Genomic DNA, 18,876 nt, shown 5'->3' with positions numbered 1-18,876 from the left:
CAACGGAACGGCCCGCCCCACGTCAAGTGAGGCGGGCCGTTCCGCATATCGGGCGTGACGGTCCGATTGTCGGTTCGTTGGGCCGTACGGGCTGCGAACGCGTGGCCGGGAGGGGAGAGATGGCATGGCGATCCGCTACACCCGCGAGCTGCTGGAGGAAGCGGCCAGGGAGACGGCGACGTGGGATGAGGCGGTGCGGTGGTGCGGGGGTGAGCCGACGTCCGGAAGCCGGTGCTACCTCCGCCGCAAGATGGCGTCGGAGGGGATCGACACATCTCACTTCCCTCGGCCGGGGGTACGCCACACCGAGCGGCGGCTTCGTGCGGCCGTGGCGCAATCCACCAGCGTGAAGGAGGTGGTACGCCATCTCGGTATCAGCAACGTGGGCGGGAATCATGCGCACATCAGCCGCCGGATCGCCGCTCTCGGCATCGACACCTCGCACTTCGTCACTCCACGCGGCGGCCCCAAAGGGTCTCGGGGGCCCGTGCTCGCACTGAGATCTCCGGATGCCGGAAGAACCCCTGGCACGCGACTCCGCGGAGCGCTGTTGCAGACGGGCGTACCTGAAGTGTGCGCCGTGTGCGGAATCGGCACCGAGTGGAACAGGAAGCCACTCCGGCTCGAGGTCGACCACATCAACGGGGACTGGTGGGACAACCGCCCCGGAAATCTTCGGCTCATCTGCCCCAACTGCCACGCGGTGACGGACACTTACCGCGGCCGCAAGCGGAGGGCGGCATGAGCAGGGTCAAGTATCCGAGGGCGACACTGGCTCGCGTGGCCCCCACATGCACCAGCCTGGTGGACATGATGCACCGGCTGGGAACGCCGATGAGTGCGGGGCCGCGCCGATACCTGCGTGACCGCCTCCGGCATTACGGCATCGACACCACTCATTTCCGCGAGGAGCCGCTGCCGGCACGCCCCGCCCGTTCCTACGCGAAGGAAATTCTGGCGGATGCTGCCGCCCACTCCTTCAGCATCCGGGACATGTTCGTGCACATGGGTATCCCGCCGGAGGACGGCCCGTACTGGCACGTCAGGAAGAAGCTGGACCAATTCGGGATCGACACGAGTCACTTCACCTGGCGGCGAGGCAGAACCACAGATGCCCTCTTCCCCTACGAGGAGCTCGCGCGAGCCGTGGCCGAGTCGCGTGGACTCGCCGCGGTATTGCGGGCCCTCGACCTGCCACCGTTCGGCGGGGCAGGGCGCGCCAGGGCGCTGCGCAGCATCGAGGCATACGGGCTCTCGACCGCTCACTTCGTCGGGCAGGGCCACAACCTGGGGCGTCCCGGAACCAACCGCAGGAGTGCGGCCGAGATCCTGGTCCTGCTCGGTCCGGACGCGTGCCGCACTCGAACCGTCATGCTGCGCCGGGCCCTGGACGAGGTCTGCGCACCACGCGTGTGCGGGACATGCGGATTGGGTGAGGTCTGGCAGGGCAAGCGTCTCGTCCTCGAAATCGACCACATCAACGGCGACCGTCTGGACAACCGCCGCGAGAACCTGCGATACCTCTGCCCTTCCTGCCACAGCCAGACCAGGACCTTCTCGAACCGGCGGCGGACGACACAGTAGAGTGACCCGGCGGGTCCGTACCCCAGCTGGCCAAGAGGGCGCCGGTTTAGGTCCGGTGTGTCGTGGGTTCGAGTCCCACCGGGCCCACGCGGCGAAAGGGCGCGACACATCATGTCGCGCCCTTTGCCGTACCCGGCGTCAGCCCAACAACTCCCGCACCACCGGCACCAACGCCCGGAACGCCTCCCCCCGATGGCTGATCGCGTTCTTTTCTGCCGCCGACAGTTCCGCGCACGTGCGCGTCTCGCCGTCCGGCTGGAGGATCGGGTCGTAGCCGAAGCCGCCCGTGCCCGAGGGGGCGGCGCGGAGGACTCCGCGCAGTTGGCCCTCGACCACGCGTTCCGTGCCGTCGGGGAGGGCCAGGGCCGCCGCGCAGGCGAAGTGGGCGGTGCGGTGGGGCGCGGAGATGTCGGAGAGTTGGGCCAGGAGCAGGTTCAGGTTCGCGGTGTCGTCGCCGTGGCGGCCGGCCCAGCGGGCGGAGAAGATGCCGGGGGCGCCGCCGAGGACGTCGACGCAAAGGCCCGAGTCGTCGGCGACGGCGGGCAGACCCGTGGCGCGGGCGAGGGCGTGGGCCTTGAGGAGGGCGTTCTCGGCGAAGGTGACGCCGGTTTCCTTGACGTCGGGGATCTCGGGGTAGGCCTCCGCACCGACGAGCTCGTGCGTGAGGCCCGCGTCGGCGAGGATCGCCCTGAGTTCCGTGATCTTGCCGGCGTTGCGGGTGGCGAGGATGAGGCGGGTCATGCCTTCCAGTATCGCCGCCTCCCGCACCCCCTCGGGCCGGACGCTCGCTCCCGGACGCTCGTTCAGGTGCGCTAGCTCAGGTGCGCTCGTTCACGGGCGCTCGTTCAGGTGCGCTCGTTGACGGGTGCTCGCTCAGGTGCGCTCGCTCACGGGCGCTCACCCACGTGCACCCCCCTACGCGCACCCCCCTACGGCGTGCAGACCTTCGTCAGTTCGCCGGCCGCGTCGGTGACCCCGGAGACGTCCGGAGTGGCGTCGCCCTTGTCGATGGCGTCGCGGACGTTGTCCACGGCCTTGTCGAGGTCGTCGACGGCCTTGTTGACGTCGGTGTTGTCGGTCTTGTCGCCGATCTTGTCGAGGTTCTTGCCGATGTCGTCGAGTGCCCTGTCCGCCTCGGCCGGGTTGTCCCCGGCGTTCTCGACGGCCGTCTGCAGGTCGGTGACGCTGTCGGCGATCGTGTCGGCGGTCTGGACGCAGTCGAGGGCCTTCTCGACGGCGTCGCAGCCGACGAGGCCTGCGCCGGCCGGAATGACGATCAGGGCTGTGGCGACGGCGGTGGCGATACGTCGGTGGCGCGCGGCCATGGTTCGGTCCCTCCCCAGGGTGTGGACGGGCGCGCGGCTTTTCCCGCGCGCCCGTACTCGTAACAACGCCCGGCAGGGGGTTGTTGGTTGCTTGCGTGACCTACGTCGCTAGCGCGTCGCCTCCAGCGCCTCGCGCTGGAACGCGGCGAGGTCCTCGCAGCCGCCGACCGCGAGGTCGAGGAGTGCGTTGAGCTCCTTGCGGGCGAAGGGCTCGGCTTCGGCGGTGCCCTGGACCTCGACGAAGCGGCCGTCGCCGGTGACGACGACGTTCATGTCGGTGTCGGCCTTCACGTCTTCCTCGTAGCAGAGGTCGAGGAGCGGTTCGCCGCCGACGATGCCGACGGAGACGGCGCTGACGGTGCCGGTGAGGGGCTTGCGGCCGGCCTTGATCAGCTTCTTGCCCTGGGCCCAGGCGACGGCGTCGGCCAGCGCCACGTACGCCCCGGTGATGGCGGCCGTGCGGGTGCCGCCGTCGGCCTGGAGGACGTCGCAGTCGAGGACGATGGTGTTCTCGCCGAGCGCCTTGTAGTCGATGACGGCGCGCAGCGAGCGGCCGATGAGGCGGCTGATCTCGTGGGTGCGGCCGCCGATCTTGCCGCGCACGGACTCGCGGTCGCCGCGGGTGTTGGTGGAGCGGGGCAGCATGGAGTATTCGGCGGTGACCCAGCCCTCGCCGCTGCCCTTGCGCCAGCGGGGGACGCCTTCGGTGACGGAGGCGGTGCAGAAGACTTTGGTGTCGCCGAAGGAGATGAGGACGGATCCCTCGGCGTGCTTGCTCCAGCCGCGTTCGATGGTGATCGGGCGGAGCTGGTCGGGGGTGCGGCCGTCGATTCGGGGCGTTGAGGACATGCGGTGGAGCCTATCCGGACATGGGTGAGGGCCCCTTCCCCTTTATGGGGGGTGGGGCCCTCACGAGTGAGTCCGGTGACTCACATCATGTCTTCGATGTCCGCGGCGATCGGGTCGGCGTCGGTGCCGATGACGACCTGGATGGCGGTGCCCATCTTGACGACGCCGTGGGCGCCTGCGGCCTTGAGGGCCGCGTCGTCGACGAGGGCGGGGTCCTTGACCTCGGTGCGGAGGCGGGTGATGCAGCCCTCGACCTCTTCGATGTTGTCGATGCCGCCGAGCCCGGCGACGATCTTCTCAGCCTTGCTGGCCATGTGTTTCTCCCTGTGTTTCTTGCGGCTGGGGGTCCGGGGCAACCCCCGGGAGACGCAGCCATAGGACGCGGCCGCGACCGACCGCTGGTCCGCTTCGTCACGGTAACGCACGGTTGGACCATCTTCGCGAGCGGATACGGCAGTCGTGCCCAATGATGACGATCAAGGTGCCGTCCCTCATCGGGCGGCACTCCCACCCGTTCCGCAACTGGTCTACACCAGTTTTCAACGACCGCCAAACCTGGCTTGTTCCGGGAGGGACGCCGATGAGTTCCCCAGCCGCGGCGGTGCCGCAGAAGAAGTGGTGGAACGGCCTGTTCCAGGGCCTGCAGAAGATGGGCCGAAGCCTTCAGCTGCCCATCGCGGTCCTGCCCGCGGCCGGCATCCTCAACCGGCTCGGGCAGCCCGACGTGTTCGGGGACGACGGCCTCGGCTGGACGAACGTCGCCAAGGTCTTCGCGGCGGCGGGCGGTTCGCTGCTCGACTCCTCGCTCGGTCTGCCCCTGCTGTTCTGCATCGGTGTCGCGATCGGCATGGCGAAGAAGGCGGACGGCTCCACGGCGCTCGCGGCGGTCACCGGGTTCCTCGTCTACTACGCGGTGCTGCGCGCCTTCCCCGAAGACTGCCCGCAGGACACCACCTTCGGCGGCGCGGGCATGTGGAGCGGGGTGTGCGTGGCGGAGGACGGGACGGTGGCGCAGGCCGCGTACCAGAATCCGGGGGTGTTCGGCGGCATCGTGATGGGGCTGCTCGCGGCCTGGTTCTGGCAGCGCTACCACCGCGTGAAGCTGGTCGACTGGCTCGGCTTCTTCAACGGCCGCCGTCTGGTGCCGATCATCATGGCGTTCGTGGGTCTGGTCTTCGCGGGTCTCTGCGTCTGGATCTGGCCGCCCATCGGTGACGCGCTGACGAGCTTCTCCAAGTGGCTGGTGGATCTGGACTGGCTGGGCGCCGGCATCTTCGGTGTCGCCAACCGCGCGCTGCTCACGGTGGGCATGCACCAGTTCCTGAACACCTTCGTGTGGTTCCAGTTCGGTGACTTCACGAAGCCGGACGGCACGGTCGTGCACGGTGACATCAACCGGTTCCTGGCGGGCGACCCGACGGCGGGCCAGTTCACCTCGGGCTTCTTCCCGATCATGATGTTCGCGCTGCCCGCCGCGGCTCTCGCGATCACGCACTGCGCGCGCCCCGAGCGCCGCAAAGTGGTGGGCGGTCTGATGCTCTCGGTGGGCCTGACGTCGTTCGTCACGGGCATCACCGAACCGCTGGAGTACTCGTTCCTGTTCATCGCGCCGGTGCTGTACGCGATCCACGCGGTGCTGACCGGTGTGTCGATGGCGGTGACGTGGGCGCTGGGGGTGAAGGACGGCTTCAGCTTCTCGGCGGGACTGATCGACTACGTCATCAACTGGAGTCTGGCGACCAAGCCATGGCTGATCATTCCGATCGGTCTGTGCTTCGCCGTCGTGTACTACGCGCTGTTCCGCTTCGTCATCATCAAGTTCGATCTGCACACTCCGGGACGTGAACCGGAGGAGGAGGCGGAGGCCTTGGACAGGGAGCAGACCAAGGCGTAACTTCCCCCGGGCGGCGTGCTCGTCGCCGTCTTCAGCCGGCCCCCGGACCCCTGGCCCGGGGGCTTCGTCCGGTCATTTCCGGATATGGCCCAGGTAACAGGAATCGCAGGTTCCTTACGCCACCTTCACCGTGCTACAACAGGTCTACACCACTAATGGTGTAGACCACGCGGCCATCTCGCCGCGTCCCCCGGAGACGCCGCCGTCCCCCACTTCCATGTCCCCAGGCGGCGCCTTGCCCACTGGAGGAAGTTGTGTCCACGGCCAGTTCCGCTCCCGCGGCCGAGAAGAAGAAGGGCGCCGGCGTGATGGCTGTCATGCAGCGCATCGGCCGCAGCCTCATGCTGCCGGTCGCCGTGCTGCCCGCGGCAGCCCTCCTGGTCCGTTTCGGCCAGGACGACATGCTCGGCAAGGAGTCGTTCCCGACCTTCGTCAACAAGCTCGCGAGCTACATGGCTGCGGGCGGTGGCGCGCTGCTCGACAACATGGCGCTGCTGTTCTGCGTCGGCATCGCGATCGGCTTCGCGAAGAAGTCGGACGGCTCGACGGCCCTCGCGGCCGTGACCGGCTACCTGGTCTTCCAGAAGGTGCTCGCCACCTTCACGGACAAGAACCTGCCGAAGGTCGCCTCCGTCGTCGACGGCAAGATCGTCATGAACGAGGCGCCGGTCAACGCCGGTGTGCTCGGCGGTGTGGTCATGGGCATCATCGTCGCCCTGCTGTACCAGAAGTTCTACCGGACCAAGCTGCCCGACTGGGCCGGCTTCTTCGGCGGCCGCCGTCTCGTCCCGATCCTGTCCGCCTTCGCGGGTCTGGTCGCGGGCATCGTCTTCGGCCTGATCTGGCCGGTCCTCGGCACCGGCATCCACAACTTCAGTGAGTGGCTGGTCGGTTCGGGCGCCGTGGGCGCGGGTGTCTTCGGTGTCGCCAACCGCGCGCTGATCCCCGTGGGCATGCACCACCTCCTGAACTCCTTCCCGTGGTTCCAGGCGGGCACGTACAACGACGGTGGCGTCGACTACCACGGCGACATCGCGCGCTTCCTGCACCACGACCCGTCCGCGGGCCAGTTCATGACCGGCTTCTTCCCGATCATGATGTTCGCCCTTCCTGCGGCCTGCCTCGCGATCGTCCACTGCGCCCGTCCCGAGCGCCGCAAGGTCGTCGGCGGCATGATGTTCTCGCTCGCGGCCACCGCGTTCGTGACCGGTGTGACCGAGCCGATCGAGTTCACGTTCATGTTCATCGCGCCGGTCCTGTACGCGATCCACGCGGTGCTCACCGGTGTCTCCATGGCGCTGACCTGGGCGCTCGGCATGAAGGACGGCTTCGGCTTCTCGGCGGGCGCGGTCGACTTCCTCCTGAACCTCGGCATCGCGAAGAACCCGTGGGGCCTGGCCCTGGTGGGCCTCTGCTTCGCCGCGGTCTACTACGTGGTGTTCCGCTTCGCGATCACCAAGTTCAACCTTCCGACGCCGGGCCGCGAGTCCGACGAGGAGCTCGCAGAGCTCCAGAAGGCCGAGGCGAAGTAGCCTCCGCCCGACATCGACGTACGACAAGAGCCCCCGCCGTCACGGTGACGGCGGGGGCTCTTGTCGTTGTCGTCAGATCTCGTACGTCGCGCCGGGCGCCGCCAGCGCGGTCGGGCCCTCGTACACCGCGCGTGCGTCGGCGAGGTTGACCTGGGGGTCCGTCCACGGCGGGATGTGGGTGAGCAGCAACCTTCCTGCACCCGCGCGCCGGGCGGACTCGCCCGCCTCGCGGCCGTTCAGGTGCAGGTCGGGGATGTTCTCCTTGCCGTGGGTGAAGGCGGCCTCGCACAGGAACAGGTCGGTGCCCGTGGCGAGTTCGTCCAGGGGCTCGCAGGGCCCTGTGTCCCCGGAGTACGTGAGGGACTTCCCGGCGTGTTCGACCCGGATGGCGTACGCCTCGACGGGGTGGCACATCTTCTCTGTGCGCACCGAGAAGGGCCCGATGTCGAACGAGGCGGGCTTGACCGTGTGGAAGTCGAACACCTCGCTCATCGAGGAGGCGGTGGGCGTGTCGGCGTACGCGGTGGTCAGGCGCTGCTCGGTGCCTTCGGGGCCGTAGACCGGGATGGGGGCGCAGCGGCCGCCCTCGTGCCGGTAGTAACGGGCCACGAAGTACGCGCACATGTCGATGCAGTGATCGGCGTGCAGATGGCTGAGGAAGACCGCGTCGAGGTCGTACAGACCGATGTGGCGCTGCAGCTCGCCGAGGGCGCCATTGCCCATGTCGAGCAGCAACCGGAAGCCGTCAGCCTCGACGAGGTAGCTCGAGCAGGCCGAGTCCGCGGAGGGAAACGACCCCGAGCAGCCGACGACGGTGAGCTTCATGAAGCTGGAACCTCCGCGCTGGCAGGAGAGCTGGGGGGTGTGCGGTGGATCGAGCGTAAGGCGCAAAAGGCCTGGTCGCTCCTCCGTCGCGGGCCGTTGTGGGGGAACTCACCTGCGCTGTCACCGGTTCGGGGGGCTTGTGGGACCGGCGTGAAGCGGTGGGCGGTGCGTGATCCGCGCCGGTACCGTCGTCGTATGGACACGTCGTGGTGGCTCGCGCTGGCCGCCGTGGTGGTGCTCGCGTTCGTCGTCACGCTGGTGGACGGCTGGGGCCGTGGGCCGCGTAAGCGGAGCGGCCCGAAGGACCGGACGCGGCCGCCGCGGGGGCCCCGTCGGCGGCTGCCCGCGCCGGGGCCGGCGGAGATCTGGTGGGCGCGTGTGCCGTACGAGGACGGGCCGGGCGGCAAGGACCGGCCGTGTCTGGTCCTGGCCGTACGCGGGCGGAGCGCACGGGTCGCGAAGATCACCAGCAAGTACCACGCCGAGCGCACGGGCGTGATTCCGTTGCCGCCGGGTTCGGTGGGTGACGCGGAGGGGCGGCCCAGTTTCCTGGAGCCCGATGAGCTGCGGGACGTGCCGCTCGGGGAGTTCCGGCGCAGGGCCGGGGTCGTCGACCCCGCGCTCTGGGACCAGGTCAGGTATCTGGCGGGATAGCGCGAACGCCGGACGGGCTGGGATTCCAGCCCGTCCGGCGTTCGAGGACCAACTCGGCGGAGCCGGTGATGAACGGTTCCCCGGGGGCGGTCAGAGCCCTACGCCCACAACTGGCCCTGCAGCGTCTCGATGGCCGCCTCGGTCGTCGGGGCCGTGTAGACGCCCGTCGACAGGTACTTCCAGCCGCCGTCGGCCACGACGAAGACGATGTCGGCGGACTCGCCCGCCGCCACCGCCTTCTTGCCGACGCCGATCGCCGCGTGCAGGGCGGCGCCCGTGGAGACGCCCGCGAAGATGCCCTCCTGTTGGAGGAGCTCGCGGGTGCGGGTGACGGCGTCCGCGGAGCCGACGGAGAAGCGGGTGGTCAGGACGGAGGCGTCGTACAGCTCGGGGACGAAGCCCTCGTCGAGGTTGCGCAGGCCGTAGACGAGGTCGTCGTAGCGCGGCTCGGCGGCGACGATCTTGATGTCGGGCTTCTGCTCGCGCAGGTAGCGGCCGACGCCCATGAGGGTGCCTGTGGTGCCGAGGCCCGCCACGAAGTGGGTGATCGAAGGGAGGTCGGCGAGGACCTCGGGGCCTGTCGTGGCGTAGTGGGCGCCCGCGTTGTCGGGGTTGCCGTACTGGTAGAGCATGACCCAGTCCGGGTGCTCCGCGGCCAGCTCCTTGGCGACGCGGACGGCGGTGTTGGAGCCGCCCGCTGCCGGTGAGGAGATGATCTCGGCGCCCCACATGGCGAGCAGGTCGCGCCGCTCCTGCGAGGTGTTCTCCGGCATGACGCACACGATGCGGTAGCCCTTGAGCCTGGCCGCCATGGCGAGCGAGATGCCGGTGTTGCCGGAGGTCGGCTCCAGGATCGTGCAGCCGGGCGTCAGCCGGCCGTCCTTCTCGGCCTGTTCGACCATGTGGAGGGCGGGCCGGTCCTTGATGGAACCGGTCGGGTTGCGGTCCTCCAGCTTGGCCCAGATGCGGACGGAGTCCGATGGGGAGAGCCGGGGCAGGCGGACGAGCGGCGTATTGCCGACCGCGGCGAGCGGGGAGTCGTAGCGAGGCATCCGGGATCGGGCCTAGACCATGCCGCCGGCGACGGCCGGCAGGATCGTGACGTTGTCGCCGTCGGAGAGCTTCGTGGAGATGCCGTCGAGGAAGCGGACGTCCTCGTCGTTGAGGTACACGTTCACGAAACGGCGGAGCTTGCCGTCATCGACGATGCGGTCGGCGATGCCCGCGTGCCGCGAGTCGAGGTCGCTGAAGAGCTCGGCGAGGGTGTCCCCGCTGCCCTGCACGGCCTTCTCGCCGTCGGTGTAGGTGCGGAGGATGGTCGGGATGCGGACCTCGATGGCCATGGCTGTGGGCTCCTGTCGGGGGCGGGAAAGTGCGGGTGGTGGGCGCGCGGCGGCGCTGTGCTTGCGGGGTGGTGCGGGGCGTACGTGGCGTGTCTCCGCGTACGGGGGTGCGGCGCCGCGGCCCACGGCCGGGCGGCGGATCTGTTCAGCGGGAACAGATCGCGCTGGCGAGGCGGCACAGGTCGACGTGCAGCCGCGCGACAAGCAGCACCGGCGGTGCGCTCGGCGTCTCTTCGCTCACGTCATGGGGAACCATGCGGTCATCGTATCGATTCCCGGTCCGGATCCCGGAATGTGATCTCAGCTGATGGACGGAATCCGTTCAGGATGCGGGCGGCGGCAGATAGACGACGGTGGGGGCGCCGGTCAGCGGATGCGTGCTGACCTCGGCCGTCACGCCGTACACGGTGGCGAGGAGCTCGGCGGTGAGGACCTCCTTGGGTGCTCCGGAGGCGACGAGGCGGCCGCCGTCGAGGACGTGGAGGCGGTCGCAGTAGTACGCCGCGAGGTTCAGGTCGTGCAGGGCCAGGAGGTTCGTCGTGCCCAAGTCCCGCACGAAGGAGAGGATTTCGAGCTGGTAGCGGATGTCGAGGTGGTTGGTGGGCTCGTCGAGGACGACGAGGGTCGGCTGCTGCACCAGCGCGCGGGCCACCATGGCGCGCTGGCGCTCGCCGCCGGACAGCGAGGGGAACGCGCGGTCGGCCAGCTCCTCGACGCCGACGCGGGTGAGGGCCGCCGCGACGAGCTCCTCGTCGGCCGCCGTGTCCGCCTCCCAGAACCGCTTGTGCGGGGAGCGGCCCATGGCGACCACCTGCCGGACGGTCAGCTCGAACGCCGCCTGTCCGTCCTGCGGCACGGTGGCCAGGCGCCGGGCGCGGGCCTTCGGGGTCATCGTGTGCAGGTCGTCGCCGTCGAGGAGGGCGCGGCCGCCGGTGGGGCGCAGGGTGCCGTACACGCAGCGGAGCAGGGTCGTCTTGCCGCTGCCGTTGGGGCCGACGACGCCGACGGTCTCGCCGGGGGCGGCGGTCAGGTCGACGGCGTCCACGAGGAGCCTGCCGTCGACCTCGTAGGAGAGGGCTTCCGTGCGCAGTTCGCCGGAGGGCGTGGCCGGGTTCACGCGGGTACTCCTTCGTTCCGCCGCCGCAGCAGCCACAGGAAGAACGGGCCGCCGGTCAGCGCGGTGAGCACGCCGACGGGGATGTCCTGCGGCGCGGCGACGGTACGTGCGGCGAGGTCGGCGACGACCAGGAACACCGCGCCCATCAGGGCCACGACCGGGAGCAGCGCGCGGTGCGCGGCGCCGACGAGCATGCGGGCGGCGTGCGGCACCATCAGCCCGACGAAGCCGATGGCTCCGCTGTACGCGACGAGCACGCCGGTCAGGAGCGAGGCGAGGACGAAGACGCCGACGCGGAACCGGGCGGCGTCCAGGCCGAGGACGGTGGCGCCCTCCTCCCCCGCGAGGAGCAGGTCGAGGGGCCGGGCCATGGACATCAGGAGGGCCGTGCCTGCGACGAGGGTGGCGCAGGGCAGGGCGAGCATGTCCCAGCGGGCGCTGCCGAGGCCGCCCAGCGTCCAGTACAGGACTTCCTTGAGGTGGTCCGCGCTGTCGGCGGTGACGAGGATGAGGCTGGTCAGCGCGGTCAGGATGTACGAGACGGCGACGCCGGCGAGGATCAGGCGCCCGGTGGCGAAGCCGCCGCCGCTCCTGGCCAGGGCGTAGACGAGGATCAGGGAGAGCAGGGCGCCCGCGAAGGAGGCGGCGGGGATCGTGACGGTGGTCGACAGGCTCGCGCCGAGTCCGAAGACGCCGCCGAGGACGATCGCGCAGACGGCGCCGACGGAGGCGCCCGAGGAGACGCCGAGCAGGAACGGGTCGGCGAGCGGGTTGCGGACGAGGGCCTGGAGGACGGTGCCGATGACGGCGAGTCCGGCCCCCACGGTCGCCCCGAGCAGGACTCTGGGGAGGCGGACGTCCAGCACGATGGTCCGGAACGGGGAGGGTTCCGCGCGGCCTGTGAGGATCTCCAGGACGTCGGCGGTGGGGATGCGGACGGAGCCGAGGGCGAGTCCGGCCACGAGGGCCACCGCGAGAGCCGCGCAGAGCGTCGCGGTGACCGTGGTGTAGCGCAGTCGCTTCACAGCTGTGCCGCCAGCTTCCTCACCGCCTCGGGTGCTCGTACTCCCGTGACCATGTCCGAGAGCGGCAGGACCGCGAAGCGCTTGTTCTTGATGGCGGGGACGTCCTGGAGGACCGGGTCGTCCAGGAGCCGCTTCTTCTTCTGGGCGACGGTCGTGGCGCCGTAGTCGAGGATCACGATGGCCTCGGGCCTGTTCTTCACGACGGTCTCCCAGGACGCGTCGCTGAAGGACTTGTCGACGTGGGCGAAGATGTTGCGGCCGCCCGCCCGCTCGATGATGTCGTTGCCGATACCGCGGCCGCCCGCCGTGAACGCGGTCTTGTCGCCGCTGTCGTAGACGAAGACGGAGAGCGGCTTTCCGCCCTTGGCCTTGGCCTTCGTCTTCTCGGCGGTGGCGGCCAGTTCGCGCTGGGCGCCCTTCACCCACTTGTCGGCGCGGGCCCGCACCCCGAAGGTGGAGCCGACCTCGCGGATCTCGCGGTAGACGTCGTCCATGGAGACGGACTTCTTGGCGCAGCCCTCTACGTTGAGGCGGCTTTCGATGCCGGACTTGGCGAGCGCCGAGCGGCTGCGGCCCTCACCGGCGAGGAAGGCGCTCGCGTATCCGCCGTAGACGAAGTCGGGGTTGGCGGCGAGCAGCTTCTCGTAGGAGGGGTACTCCTTGGCGAGCACGGGGATCGAGCCGTACGCCTTCTCATACTTCGGGAGGACCTTGTCGTCGAGGTAGGCGGTGCCCGCGATGTGGTCCTTGAGGCCGAGTTCCAGCATCACTTCGGTGGTGTGCTGGTTCATGGTGACGGCGCGCTTCGGCGGTGCGTCGTACGTCGTCCTCACGCCGCAGTTGGTGACGGTGTACGGGAATCCGGCGGCCTTGGCCGCGGGCTTCGCGTCACGGCCGGAGTCCGAGGACGAGCACGCGGCGAGCGGGACGAGCAGGGCCGCGGCGGCCAGGGCGCGTATCGGGCGGGACATGGCTGAACTGCCTCCTCCAGGGGATTTCCGCGTCCCCTGCGTTGCGTGGAGAAGGGCGGCAGGTCAGTTCCTGACTCCCCCGCCCCGGCGCGTGCCGGGGGGCGGGGTCACAGTGGCGGGACCGTGCCGGGTTCGCACCGGCTTCCTGGCTCCCGCCGCCCTCGTGAGTAAAGCTCAGTATGCCTGTACGACCTTTACCTCTTCCTCGGTGACCTCTCCGTCCACGATCCGGAACGAGCGGAACTGGAAGGGGCCCGCGTCGTCGGTGTCCGCGGTGGAGACCAGGACGTAGTGGGCGCCGGGTTCGTTGGCGTACGTGATGTCGGTGCGCGAGGGGTAGGCCTCGGTCGCGGTGTGCGAGTGGTAGACGATCACGGGCTCCTCGTCGCGGTCGTCGAGCTCGCGGTAGAGCTTGAGCAGGTCACCCGAGTCGAACTCGTAGAACGTGGGCGAGCGCGCGGCGTTCAGCATCGGGATGAACCGCTCGGGGCGGCCGGTGCCCTCCGGGCCCGCGACCATGCCGCAGGCCTCGTCGGGGTGGTCCTGGCGCGCGTGCGCGACGATCTGGTCGTAAAGGGCCTGGGTGATGGTCAGCATGGCAGCCAGGATAAGCAGAGGGGCCCACCCGTACCGAAGTGTGGTACGAGCGGGCCCGAATGCTGGACAGCGGCCTTGGGGAGCCGGTCAGTCCTGGCGGTCAGCCTTGGAGAGGCGGTCAGTCCTTGGAGAGGCGGTCGCCGTCGGAGGCACCGGCGGAGGCGTCCTCGGAGAGGCCGAACTTCCGCTTGTTGAACGCCGCGGCCTGCGGGTTGCGGCTCTTGAGGACCAGGTAGGCGACCGTGAGGATCGCGGCCCAGACCGGAGCGGCGTACAGGGAGATCCGCGCGTCCTTGTCGACGCCCATCATCACGATGACCATGCCGATGAAGAGGAGGGCGAACCAGCTCGTGTACGGGGCGCCCGGGGCCCGGAAGGTGGACTGCGGCAGCTCGCCGCGGTCGGCCTTGCGGCGGTAGCGGATCTGGCAGGCCAGGATCATGATCCAGGCCCACATGCCGGAGATGGTCGCGAAGGAGACGACGTAGTTGAACGCCTCGCCCGGCCACTGGTAGTTGATCCAGACGCCGACCAGCATGAACGCGGCGGAGGCCGTGGTGCCGATCAGCGGCAGGCCGTTCTTCGTGAGCTTGGTGAAGAACTTCGGGCCCTGGCCGTTGAGCGCGAGGTCGCGCAGCATGCGGCCGGTGGAGTACATGCCGGAGTTGCAGGAGGAGAGTGCGGCGGTGAGGACCACGAAGTTCACGATCGCGGCGCCGACGCCGAGGCCCATCTTCTCGAAGGCCGCGACGAACGGCGAGACGCCGGGCTGGAAGTGCGTCCACGGGACGACCGACAGGATCATGATGAGCGCGCCGACGTAGAAGACGGCGATGCGCCACGGCACGGTGTTGATGGCCTTGGGCAGGACGGTCTTCGGGTCCTTGGACTCGCCCGCGGTGACGCCGACGAGCTCGACGGCGAGGAAGGCGAACATCACGATCTGCAGGGTCATCAGCGTGGAGCCGATGCCGTTGGGGAAGAAACCGCCCTGGTTCCACAGGTGGGCCACGGTCGCGGTGTCACCGGCGTCGGAGAAGCCGATGGTGAGGATGCCGATGCAGATCAGGATCATGCCGATGATGGCGGTGACCTTGACCATCGAGAACCAGAACTCCAGCTCACCGAAGAGCTTCACGGAGATGAGGTTCGCGCCGTACAGGATGACGGTGAAGATCAGCGCGTACGCCCATTGTGGGACGGAGCCATGTGTCCAGTACTGCATGTACTGGGCGGCCGCTGTCACTTCCGTGATGCCGGTGACGACCCAGAAGAGCCAGTACGTCCAGCCGGTCACGAATCCGAAGAACGGGCCCATGAACTCGCGTGCGTACTCCGAGAAGGAGCCGGACACGGGCCGGTACATGAGGAGCTCGCCGAGCGCCCGCATGATGAAGAAGATGACGAGGCCCGCGATGGCGTACGCCAGGATGAGGCTGGGGCCGGCCTTGTGGATGGCCTTGCCCGCGCCGAGGAACAGGCCGGTGCCGATGGCACCGCCGATCGCGATCATCTGGATCTGCCGGGCTCCGAGCCCGCGCTGGTAACCCTCGCCGGACGAGCCGTCCTGCGCGACACCGTTGCCGCCGTGCTCGTCGTGCTGCTCTTCGACCTGCACTGAGGTCATGGTGACGCCTTTCTCCATGCTGATCCGCGCCCGCACATCTGCGTTGTGGCTGCGGATCAGGTCCTGATCCCCCCGGATACGAATGGAGTGCTACCGGCGGTCTGCCGGCTCGAGCGCCCTCGGCGACATGGGTGGCGTAGCCGAGTGGTCGTGAAGATTTATCACGGCGGCAACAGTGAGGGAATGAGCCACCTGTGACGCACACCACAGGGAGAAGCGGACAAAGTGCACTTGACACCACAAAGGCGGGCAATGAAGTGACGGGATCGTTATCCGGATTTGAGACTCCGCTGAGCGAACAGGCCGCCGCGTGAACGGAACCTGTCTACTACAACAAATTTCGCTGCCCTGTGCACGGAATTCTGCCCGGAATCAGTCCAGCAACGTCCCGACCAGCGTTTCCTGTAGTCCGCCGAGCCAGAGATAGGCCATCACCATCGGCTTGCGGGGGTCGGAGTCGGGGAGCCGGTAGAGCAGGTCGGCGTCCTCCTCGTCGCTGACCTCGAGGCGCGTGCCGATCGCGAGACGGAGGTCGTTGAGGGCTCCCAGCCAGTGCCGGGACTCCTCGACCGACAGTTTCAGGACAGCTCCGCCCTCGCCCGACGCCGTCATCGAGTCGAGCGAACGGATGACGGCCAGGGCGTCGTCGCGCTTCTTGGCCCGCAGGTCGTTCTCCGTGAAACGGCGGAATTCCGACGAATACGCCCGCAGTTCGTCCGCGTCGCTCGCCCCGTCCTCGCTCCCCGGGCCGCCGTACGCGTCGGGCAGCAGACGCTGCATCACCGGGTCGGCCGGCGGTTCGCTCGGCCCCTCGGCGAAGAGCTCCGCGAGCGGGTCGTCGGAGACCTCGCCGCCCGGTCCCGGACCGATGAGCTCCAGGAGCTGCACGGCGAGGGAGCGGATGATCGAGATCTCGACCTCGTCGAGCGCGACGGCGGCGCCGCCCCCTGGAATCGCTTCGAATTGTCCTGGCATCAGATGCGTCGCTACTTCCGGTCCGCTACTTGCGGTCCTGCTGGAGGGTGGCCCACAGCCCGTACCCGTGCATGGCCTGTACGTCGCGCTCCATCTCCTCGCGGGTGCCACTGGAGACGACCGCGCGGCCCTTCTGGTGCACGTCCATCATCAGCTTCGTGGCCTTCTCCTTCGAGTACCCGAAGTACGTCTGGAACACGTACGTCACGTAGCTCATCAGGTTGACCGGGTCGTTGTGCACGAGCGTGATCCAGGGGACGTCCGGTTCGGGGACGACGAGCGCCTCTTCGTCCGATTCCGGGCGTGTGATTTCTGCGGGAGCCGTACTCACCTGCCCCATGCTGCCACCCCGGAGGGGCCCTCGCACAAATGGCCTCCCGCCCGGCCATCGAAATCGTCAGAGTGACGAGATTGGGGGTAGCATCCCTCATATGAACACAGCGGACCTTGGCCTGCCGGTGGATGTTCCGTCGACAGCGCTCTTCACGGACCAGTACGAGCTGACGATGCTGCAGGCGGCGCTGAGGGCCGGCACCGGCGACCGGCGTTCGGTCTTCGAGGTCTTCACCCGCAGACTGCCCGAGGGGCGGCGCTATGGAGTGGTGGCCGGCACCGGCCGGGTCCTGGACGCCGTGGAGAACTTCCGCTTCGACCCCGACGTCCTCGGCTTCCTGCGCGAGCGGGACATCGTCGACGAGGCGACCCTCGAATGGCTGGCCGGCTACCGCTTCAAGGGCGACATCTGGGGCTACCCCGAGGGTGAGGTCTACTTCCCCGGCTCGCCGATCCTGCGGGTCGAGGGGTCCTTCGCGGAGTGCGTGCTCCTGGAGACCGTGATCCTCTCCATCCTCAACCACGACTCGGCCATCGCGGCCGCCGCCTCCCGCATGTCCTCGGCCGCCGGCGAGCGCCCGCTGATCGAGATGGGCGCCCGCCGCACCCACGAGCTGGCCGCCGTGGCCGCCTCCCGCGCCGCGTACGTCGGCGGCTTCGCGACCACGTCCGACCTGGCCGCCGGGTTCCGCTACGGCATCCCGACCGTCGGCACCAGCGCCCACGCCTTCACCCTGCTGCACGACAGCGAACGCGACGCGTTCCGCGCCCAGGTCGACTCGCTCGGCCGGAACACCACCCTCCTCGTGGACACCTACGACGTCACCGAGGCGGTCCGCACCGCCGTCGAGGTCGCGGGGCCCGAGCTCGGCGCCGTCCGCATCGACTCCGGCGACCTGCTGCTCGTCGCCCACCGGGTGCGCCAGCAGCTGGACGAGCTCGGCGCGACGGACACGAAGATCGTCGTGACCTCCGACCTCGACGAGTACGCCATCGCCTCGCTCGCGGCGGCGCCCGTGGACGCGTACGGCGTGGGCACCCAGCTCGTCACCGGCTCCGGGCACCCGACCTGCTCCATGGTCTACAAGCTGGTGGCCCGCGCGCACTCGGCGGACCCGAAGGCCCCCCTGGAGCCCGTGGCGAAGAAGTCGCTGGGCGCCAAGTCGTCGGTGGGCGGCCGCAAGTGGGCCGCGCGCCGGGCCGACGCGTACGGGATCGCCGAGGCCGAGGTCGTCGGCACCGGCGCCGTGCCGACCTCGCTCGCGGACCGGCAGCTCCTGGTCGAGCTGGTCAAGGGCGGCGAGGTCGTGGCCCGCGAGCCGCTCGACGCGGTCCGCGACCGGCACGCCGCCGCGCGCGCCGGACTCCCCCTGTCGGCGACGCAGCTCTCGCGAGGCGAAGCGGTCATTCCGACCGAGTACGTGTGATCCCGCGCCGGGTGCTTCCCTCGCCCTCTCCCGCAACGCACCCGAAGTCTCTACGCTCGTAGTCCCCCAGCAGAAGGAAACCCGCCATGCGCCGCGCACTGATCGTCGTAGACGTGCAGAACGACTTCTGCGAAGGCGGCAGCCTCGCGGTCGCCGGCGGCGCGGACGTGGCCGCCGGCATCACCGAGCTGATCGGCCAGGCCCCGGCGGGCTACCGCCACGTGGTGGCCACCCGCGACCACCACATCGATCCGGGCGCCCACTTCTCCGACCGGCCGGACTTCGTCGACTCCTGGCCGCCGCACTGCGTGGCCGGCACGGAGGGCATCGGCTTCCACCCGAACTTCGCGCCCGCGGTCGCCTCGGGCGGCATCGACGCGGTCTTCGACAAGGGTGCCTACTCCGCGGCGTACAGCGGCTTCGAGGGCGCGGACGAGAACGGGGTCTCCTTGGCGGAGTGGCTGCGGGAGCGGGACATCACCGAGGTCGACGTGGTCGGCATCGCCACGGACCACTGCGTTCGCGCCACCGCGCTCGACGCGGTGCGGGAAGGGTTCGGGACCACCGTACTGCTGGATCTGACCGCGGGGGTCGGCGGGGCGACGACGGAGGCCGCGGTGGCCGAGCTGGGCTCGGCCGGGGTGAGGCTCATCGGCAAGCCCGTCGTGTGACCGGCGGCCCGGTGGGGGCAGGGCGCGCAGTTCCCCGCGCCCCTGACAGCACCTTCGGCCGGGCGGCGAGGAGGACGACCCAGGGGCGCGGGGAACTGCGGGACCCGCCCCACCGGACCCCCGGGCC

Annotated in this window: 22 protein-coding genes, 1 tRNA gene and 1 riboswitch; of the genes, 8 read left to right on the top strand and 15 right to left on the bottom strand. The window is 69.4% G+C overall.

What is annotated here, in order from left to right; all coding sequences use genetic code 11:
* The first annotated feature begins 124 nt into the window (after nt 1-124).
* The 3 genes from AB0N81_RS38750 to AB0N81_RS38740 all read left to right on the top strand — a co-directional run bounded on the left by AB0N81_RS38750 (nt 125) and on the right by AB0N81_RS38740 (nt 1,671).
* Complete coding sequence (locus AB0N81_RS38750; RefSeq protein WP_365367046.1) at nt 125-745, top strand: HNH endonuclease; 621 nt, start codon at nt 125-127, stop codon at nt 743-745.
* Nucleotides 742-1,584: an HNH endonuclease gene (locus AB0N81_RS38745; RefSeq protein ID WP_365367044.1), complete on the top strand. Its 843-nt coding sequence runs from the start codon at nt 742-744 to the stop codon at nt 1,582-1,584. The genes AB0N81_RS38750 and AB0N81_RS38745 overlap by 4 nt, the downstream gene beginning before the upstream one ends.
* Before the next feature lie 11 nt (nt 1,585-1,595).
* A tRNA-Leu gene (locus AB0N81_RS38740) sits at nt 1,596-1,671 on the top strand.
* A 51-nt stretch (nt 1,672-1,722) separates the two neighbouring features.
* Here the strand turns inward: AB0N81_RS38740 and rdgB are convergent.
* The 4 genes from rdgB to AB0N81_RS38720 all read right to left on the bottom strand — a co-directional run bounded on the left by rdgB (nt 1,723) and on the right by AB0N81_RS38720 (nt 4,114).
* Entirely contained in the window at nt 1,723-2,325 is a 603-nt protein-coding gene (gene rdgB, locus AB0N81_RS38735) for an RdgB/HAM1 family non-canonical purine NTP pyrophosphatase (protein ID WP_365367042.1), read from the bottom strand.
* A 188-nt stretch (nt 2,326-2,513) separates the two neighbouring features.
* Nucleotides 2,514-2,909 carry a hypothetical protein gene (locus AB0N81_RS38730; RefSeq protein WP_365367040.1) on the bottom strand — a complete coding sequence of 132 codons (396 nt, stop codon included), beginning with the start codon at nt 2,907-2,909 and terminating at the stop codon, nt 2,514-2,516.
* 108 nt (nt 2,910-3,017) lie between these two features.
* Nucleotides 3,018-3,758, bottom strand: coding sequence for a ribonuclease PH (rph, locus tag AB0N81_RS38725; RefSeq protein WP_365367038.1), 741 nt, complete (start codon nt 3,756-3,758; stop codon nt 3,018-3,020).
* Between the two features lie 80 nt (nt 3,759-3,838).
* Nucleotides 3,839-4,114 (bottom strand): PTS glucose/sucrose transporter subunit IIB, encoded by a 276-nt coding sequence (locus AB0N81_RS38720; RefSeq protein ID WP_365367131.1) that lies wholly within the window; start codon nt 4,112-4,114, stop codon nt 3,839-3,841.
* A 224-nt stretch (nt 4,115-4,338) separates the two neighbouring features.
* Between AB0N81_RS38720 and AB0N81_RS38715 the strand changes: the two genes are divergently transcribed.
* Nucleotides 4,339-5,652 (top strand): PTS transporter subunit EIIC, encoded by a 1,314-nt coding sequence (locus tag AB0N81_RS38715; RefSeq protein ID WP_365367036.1) that lies wholly within the window; start codon nt 4,339-4,341, stop codon nt 5,650-5,652.
* A 254-nt stretch (nt 5,653-5,906) separates the two neighbouring features.
* Nucleotides 5,907-7,184, top strand: a complete 1,278-nt coding sequence (locus AB0N81_RS38710; RefSeq protein ID WP_365367034.1) for a PTS transporter subunit EIIC — start codon at nt 5,907-5,909, stop codon at nt 7,182-7,184.
* A 72-nt stretch (nt 7,185-7,256) separates the two neighbouring features.
* Here the strand turns inward: AB0N81_RS38710 and AB0N81_RS38705 are convergent, their stop codons facing one another.
* Nucleotides 7,257-8,009 (bottom strand): MBL fold metallo-hydrolase, encoded by a 753-nt coding sequence (locus tag AB0N81_RS38705; protein ID WP_365367032.1) that lies wholly within the window; start codon nt 8,007-8,009, stop codon nt 7,257-7,259.
* A gap of 195 nt (nt 8,010-8,204) precedes the next feature.
* Between AB0N81_RS38705 and AB0N81_RS38700 the strand changes: the two genes are divergently transcribed.
* Complete coding sequence (locus AB0N81_RS38700; protein ID WP_365367030.1) at nt 8,205-8,663, top strand: type II toxin-antitoxin system PemK/MazF family toxin; 459 nt, start codon at nt 8,205-8,207, stop codon at nt 8,661-8,663.
* Nucleotides 8,664-8,761: 98 nt separating this feature from the next.
* Here AB0N81_RS38700 and AB0N81_RS38695 read toward each other — a convergent pair whose 3' ends face one another.
* The 10 genes from AB0N81_RS38695 to clpS form a co-directional block, all read right to left on the bottom strand.
* Complete coding sequence (locus AB0N81_RS38695; RefSeq protein WP_365367028.1) at nt 8,762-9,715, bottom strand: cysteine synthase; 954 nt, start codon at nt 9,713-9,715, stop codon at nt 8,762-8,764.
* 12 nt (nt 9,716-9,727) lie between these two features.
* Nucleotides 9,728-10,006, bottom strand: a complete 279-nt coding sequence (locus AB0N81_RS38690; RefSeq protein WP_365367026.1) for a MoaD/ThiS family protein — start codon at nt 10,004-10,006, stop codon at nt 9,728-9,730.
* A gap of 145 nt (nt 10,007-10,151) precedes the next feature.
* Nucleotides 10,152-10,262 carry a putative leader peptide gene (locus tag AB0N81_RS38685; RefSeq protein ID WP_362987213.1) on the bottom strand — a complete coding sequence of 37 codons (111 nt, stop codon included), beginning with the start codon at nt 10,260-10,262 and terminating at the stop codon, nt 10,152-10,154.
* Nucleotides 10,263-10,328: 66 nt separating this feature from the next.
* Entirely contained in the window at nt 10,329-11,123 is a 795-nt protein-coding gene (locus AB0N81_RS38680; RefSeq protein ID WP_365367024.1) for an ABC transporter ATP-binding protein, read from the bottom strand.
* Complete coding sequence (locus AB0N81_RS38675) at nt 11,120-12,148, bottom strand: iron ABC transporter permease (protein ID WP_365367022.1); 1,029 nt, start codon at nt 12,146-12,148, stop codon at nt 11,120-11,122. The genes AB0N81_RS38680 and AB0N81_RS38675 overlap by 4 nt, the downstream gene beginning before the upstream one ends.
* Nucleotides 12,145-13,119 (bottom strand): ABC transporter substrate-binding protein, encoded by a 975-nt coding sequence (locus tag AB0N81_RS38670; RefSeq protein ID WP_365367020.1) that lies wholly within the window; start codon nt 13,117-13,119, stop codon nt 12,145-12,147. The genes AB0N81_RS38675 and AB0N81_RS38670 overlap by 4 nt, the downstream gene beginning before the upstream one ends.
* A gap of 43 nt (nt 13,120-13,162) precedes the next feature.
* Nucleotides 13,163-13,321, bottom strand: a riboswitch (cobalamin riboswitch).
* The gene (locus AB0N81_RS38665) at nt 13,294-13,716 is read right to left on the bottom strand and encodes a M67 family metallopeptidase (protein ID WP_365367018.1); all 423 of its coding nucleotides are present in this window, start codon (nt 13,714-13,716) and stop codon (nt 13,294-13,296) included. (Overlaps the previous riboswitch by 28 nt.)
* A gap of 118 nt (nt 13,717-13,834) precedes the next feature.
* Nucleotides 13,835-15,343, bottom strand: a complete 1,509-nt coding sequence (locus AB0N81_RS38660) for an amino acid permease (RefSeq protein ID WP_365367016.1) — start codon at nt 15,341-15,343, stop codon at nt 13,835-13,837.
* Between the two features lie 372 nt (nt 15,344-15,715).
* Entirely contained in the window at nt 15,716-16,318 is a 603-nt protein-coding gene (locus AB0N81_RS38655; protein ID WP_365367014.1) for a DUF2017 domain-containing protein, read from the bottom strand.
* 25 nt (nt 16,319-16,343) lie between these two features.
* Complete coding sequence (gene clpS, locus AB0N81_RS38650; protein ID WP_365367012.1) at nt 16,344-16,658, bottom strand: ATP-dependent Clp protease adapter ClpS; 315 nt, start codon at nt 16,656-16,658, stop codon at nt 16,344-16,346.
* Between the two features lie 91 nt (nt 16,659-16,749).
* Here clpS and AB0N81_RS38645 point away from each other — a divergent pair, with 91 nt between their 5' ends.
* Together AB0N81_RS38645 and AB0N81_RS38640 are read left to right on the top strand one after the other, a co-directional pair.
* Entirely contained in the window at nt 16,750-18,078 is a 1,329-nt protein-coding gene (locus AB0N81_RS38645) for a nicotinate phosphoribosyltransferase (protein WP_365367010.1), read from the top strand.
* A gap of 86 nt (nt 18,079-18,164) precedes the next feature.
* Nucleotides 18,165-18,749 (top strand): isochorismatase family protein, encoded by a 585-nt coding sequence (locus tag AB0N81_RS38640; protein WP_365367008.1) that lies wholly within the window; start codon nt 18,165-18,167, stop codon nt 18,747-18,749.
* The last annotated feature ends 127 nt before the right edge of the window (nt 18,750-18,876 follow it).

Origin of the sequence: Streptomyces sp. NPDC093510 (genome assembly GCF_040683555.1) — a bacterium.
In the GTDB taxonomy this organism is placed as follows: domain Bacteria; phylum Actinomycetota; class Actinomycetes; order Streptomycetales; family Streptomycetaceae; genus Streptomyces.
This window is presented reverse-complemented; position numbering and strand designations above follow the sequence as displayed.

What these genes read in the sequence shown, in the direction of transcription:
- AB0N81_RS38750 (WP_365367046.1), top strand. Translation starts at nt 125, where the DNA reads ATGGCGATCCGCTACACCCGCGAGCTGCTGGAGGAAGCGGCCAGGGAG.
- AB0N81_RS38745 (WP_365367044.1), top strand. Translation starts at nt 742, where the DNA reads ATGAGCAGGGTCAAGTATCCGAGGGCGACACTGGCTCGCGTGGCCCCC.
- rdgB (WP_365367042.1), bottom strand. Translation starts at nt 2,325, where the DNA reads ATGACCCGCCTCATCCTCGCCACCCGCAACGCCGGCAAGATCACGGAA.
- AB0N81_RS38730 (WP_365367040.1), bottom strand. Translation starts at nt 2,909, where the DNA reads ATGGCCGCGCGCCACCGACGTATCGCCACCGCCGTCGCCACAGCCCTG.
- rph (WP_365367038.1), bottom strand. Translation starts at nt 3,758, where the DNA reads ATGTCCTCAACGCCCCGAATCGACGGCCGCACCCCCGACCAGCTCCGC.
- AB0N81_RS38715 (WP_365367036.1), top strand. Translation starts at nt 4,339, where the DNA reads ATGAGTTCCCCAGCCGCGGCGGTGCCGCAGAAGAAGTGGTGGAACGGC.
- AB0N81_RS38705 (WP_365367032.1), bottom strand. Translation starts at nt 8,009, where the DNA reads ATGAAGCTCACCGTCGTCGGCTGCTCGGGGTCGTTTCCCTCCGCGGAC.
- AB0N81_RS38700 (WP_365367030.1), top strand. Translation starts at nt 8,205, where the DNA reads ATGGACACGTCGTGGTGGCTCGCGCTGGCCGCCGTGGTGGTGCTCGCG.
- AB0N81_RS38695 (WP_365367028.1), bottom strand. Translation starts at nt 9,715, where the DNA reads ATGCCTCGCTACGACTCCCCGCTCGCCGCGGTCGGCAATACGCCGCTC.
- AB0N81_RS38690 (WP_365367026.1), bottom strand. Translation starts at nt 10,006, where the DNA reads ATGGCCATCGAGGTCCGCATCCCGACCATCCTCCGCACCTACACCGAC.
- AB0N81_RS38685 (WP_362987213.1), bottom strand. Translation starts at nt 10,262, where the DNA reads ATGGTTCCCCATGACGTGAGCGAAGAGACGCCGAGCGCACCGCCGGTG.
- AB0N81_RS38670 (WP_365367020.1), bottom strand. Translation starts at nt 13,119, where the DNA reads ATGTCCCGCCCGATACGCGCCCTGGCCGCCGCGGCCCTGCTCGTCCCG.
- AB0N81_RS38665 (WP_365367018.1), bottom strand. Translation starts at nt 13,716, where the DNA reads ATGCTGACCATCACCCAGGCCCTTTACGACCAGATCGTCGCGCACGCG.
- AB0N81_RS38660 (WP_365367016.1), bottom strand. Translation starts at nt 15,343, where the DNA reads ATGACCTCAGTGCAGGTCGAAGAGCAGCACGACGAGCACGGCGGCAAC.
- AB0N81_RS38655 (WP_365367014.1), bottom strand. Translation starts at nt 16,318, where the DNA reads ATGCCAGGACAATTCGAAGCGATTCCAGGGGGCGGCGCCGCCGTCGCG.
- clpS (WP_365367012.1), bottom strand. Translation starts at nt 16,658, where the DNA reads ATGGGGCAGGTGAGTACGGCTCCCGCAGAAATCACACGCCCGGAATCG.
- AB0N81_RS38645 (WP_365367010.1), top strand. Translation starts at nt 16,750, where the DNA reads ATGAACACAGCGGACCTTGGCCTGCCGGTGGATGTTCCGTCGACAGCG.
- AB0N81_RS38640 (WP_365367008.1), top strand. Translation starts at nt 18,165, where the DNA reads ATGCGCCGCGCACTGATCGTCGTAGACGTGCAGAACGACTTCTGCGAA.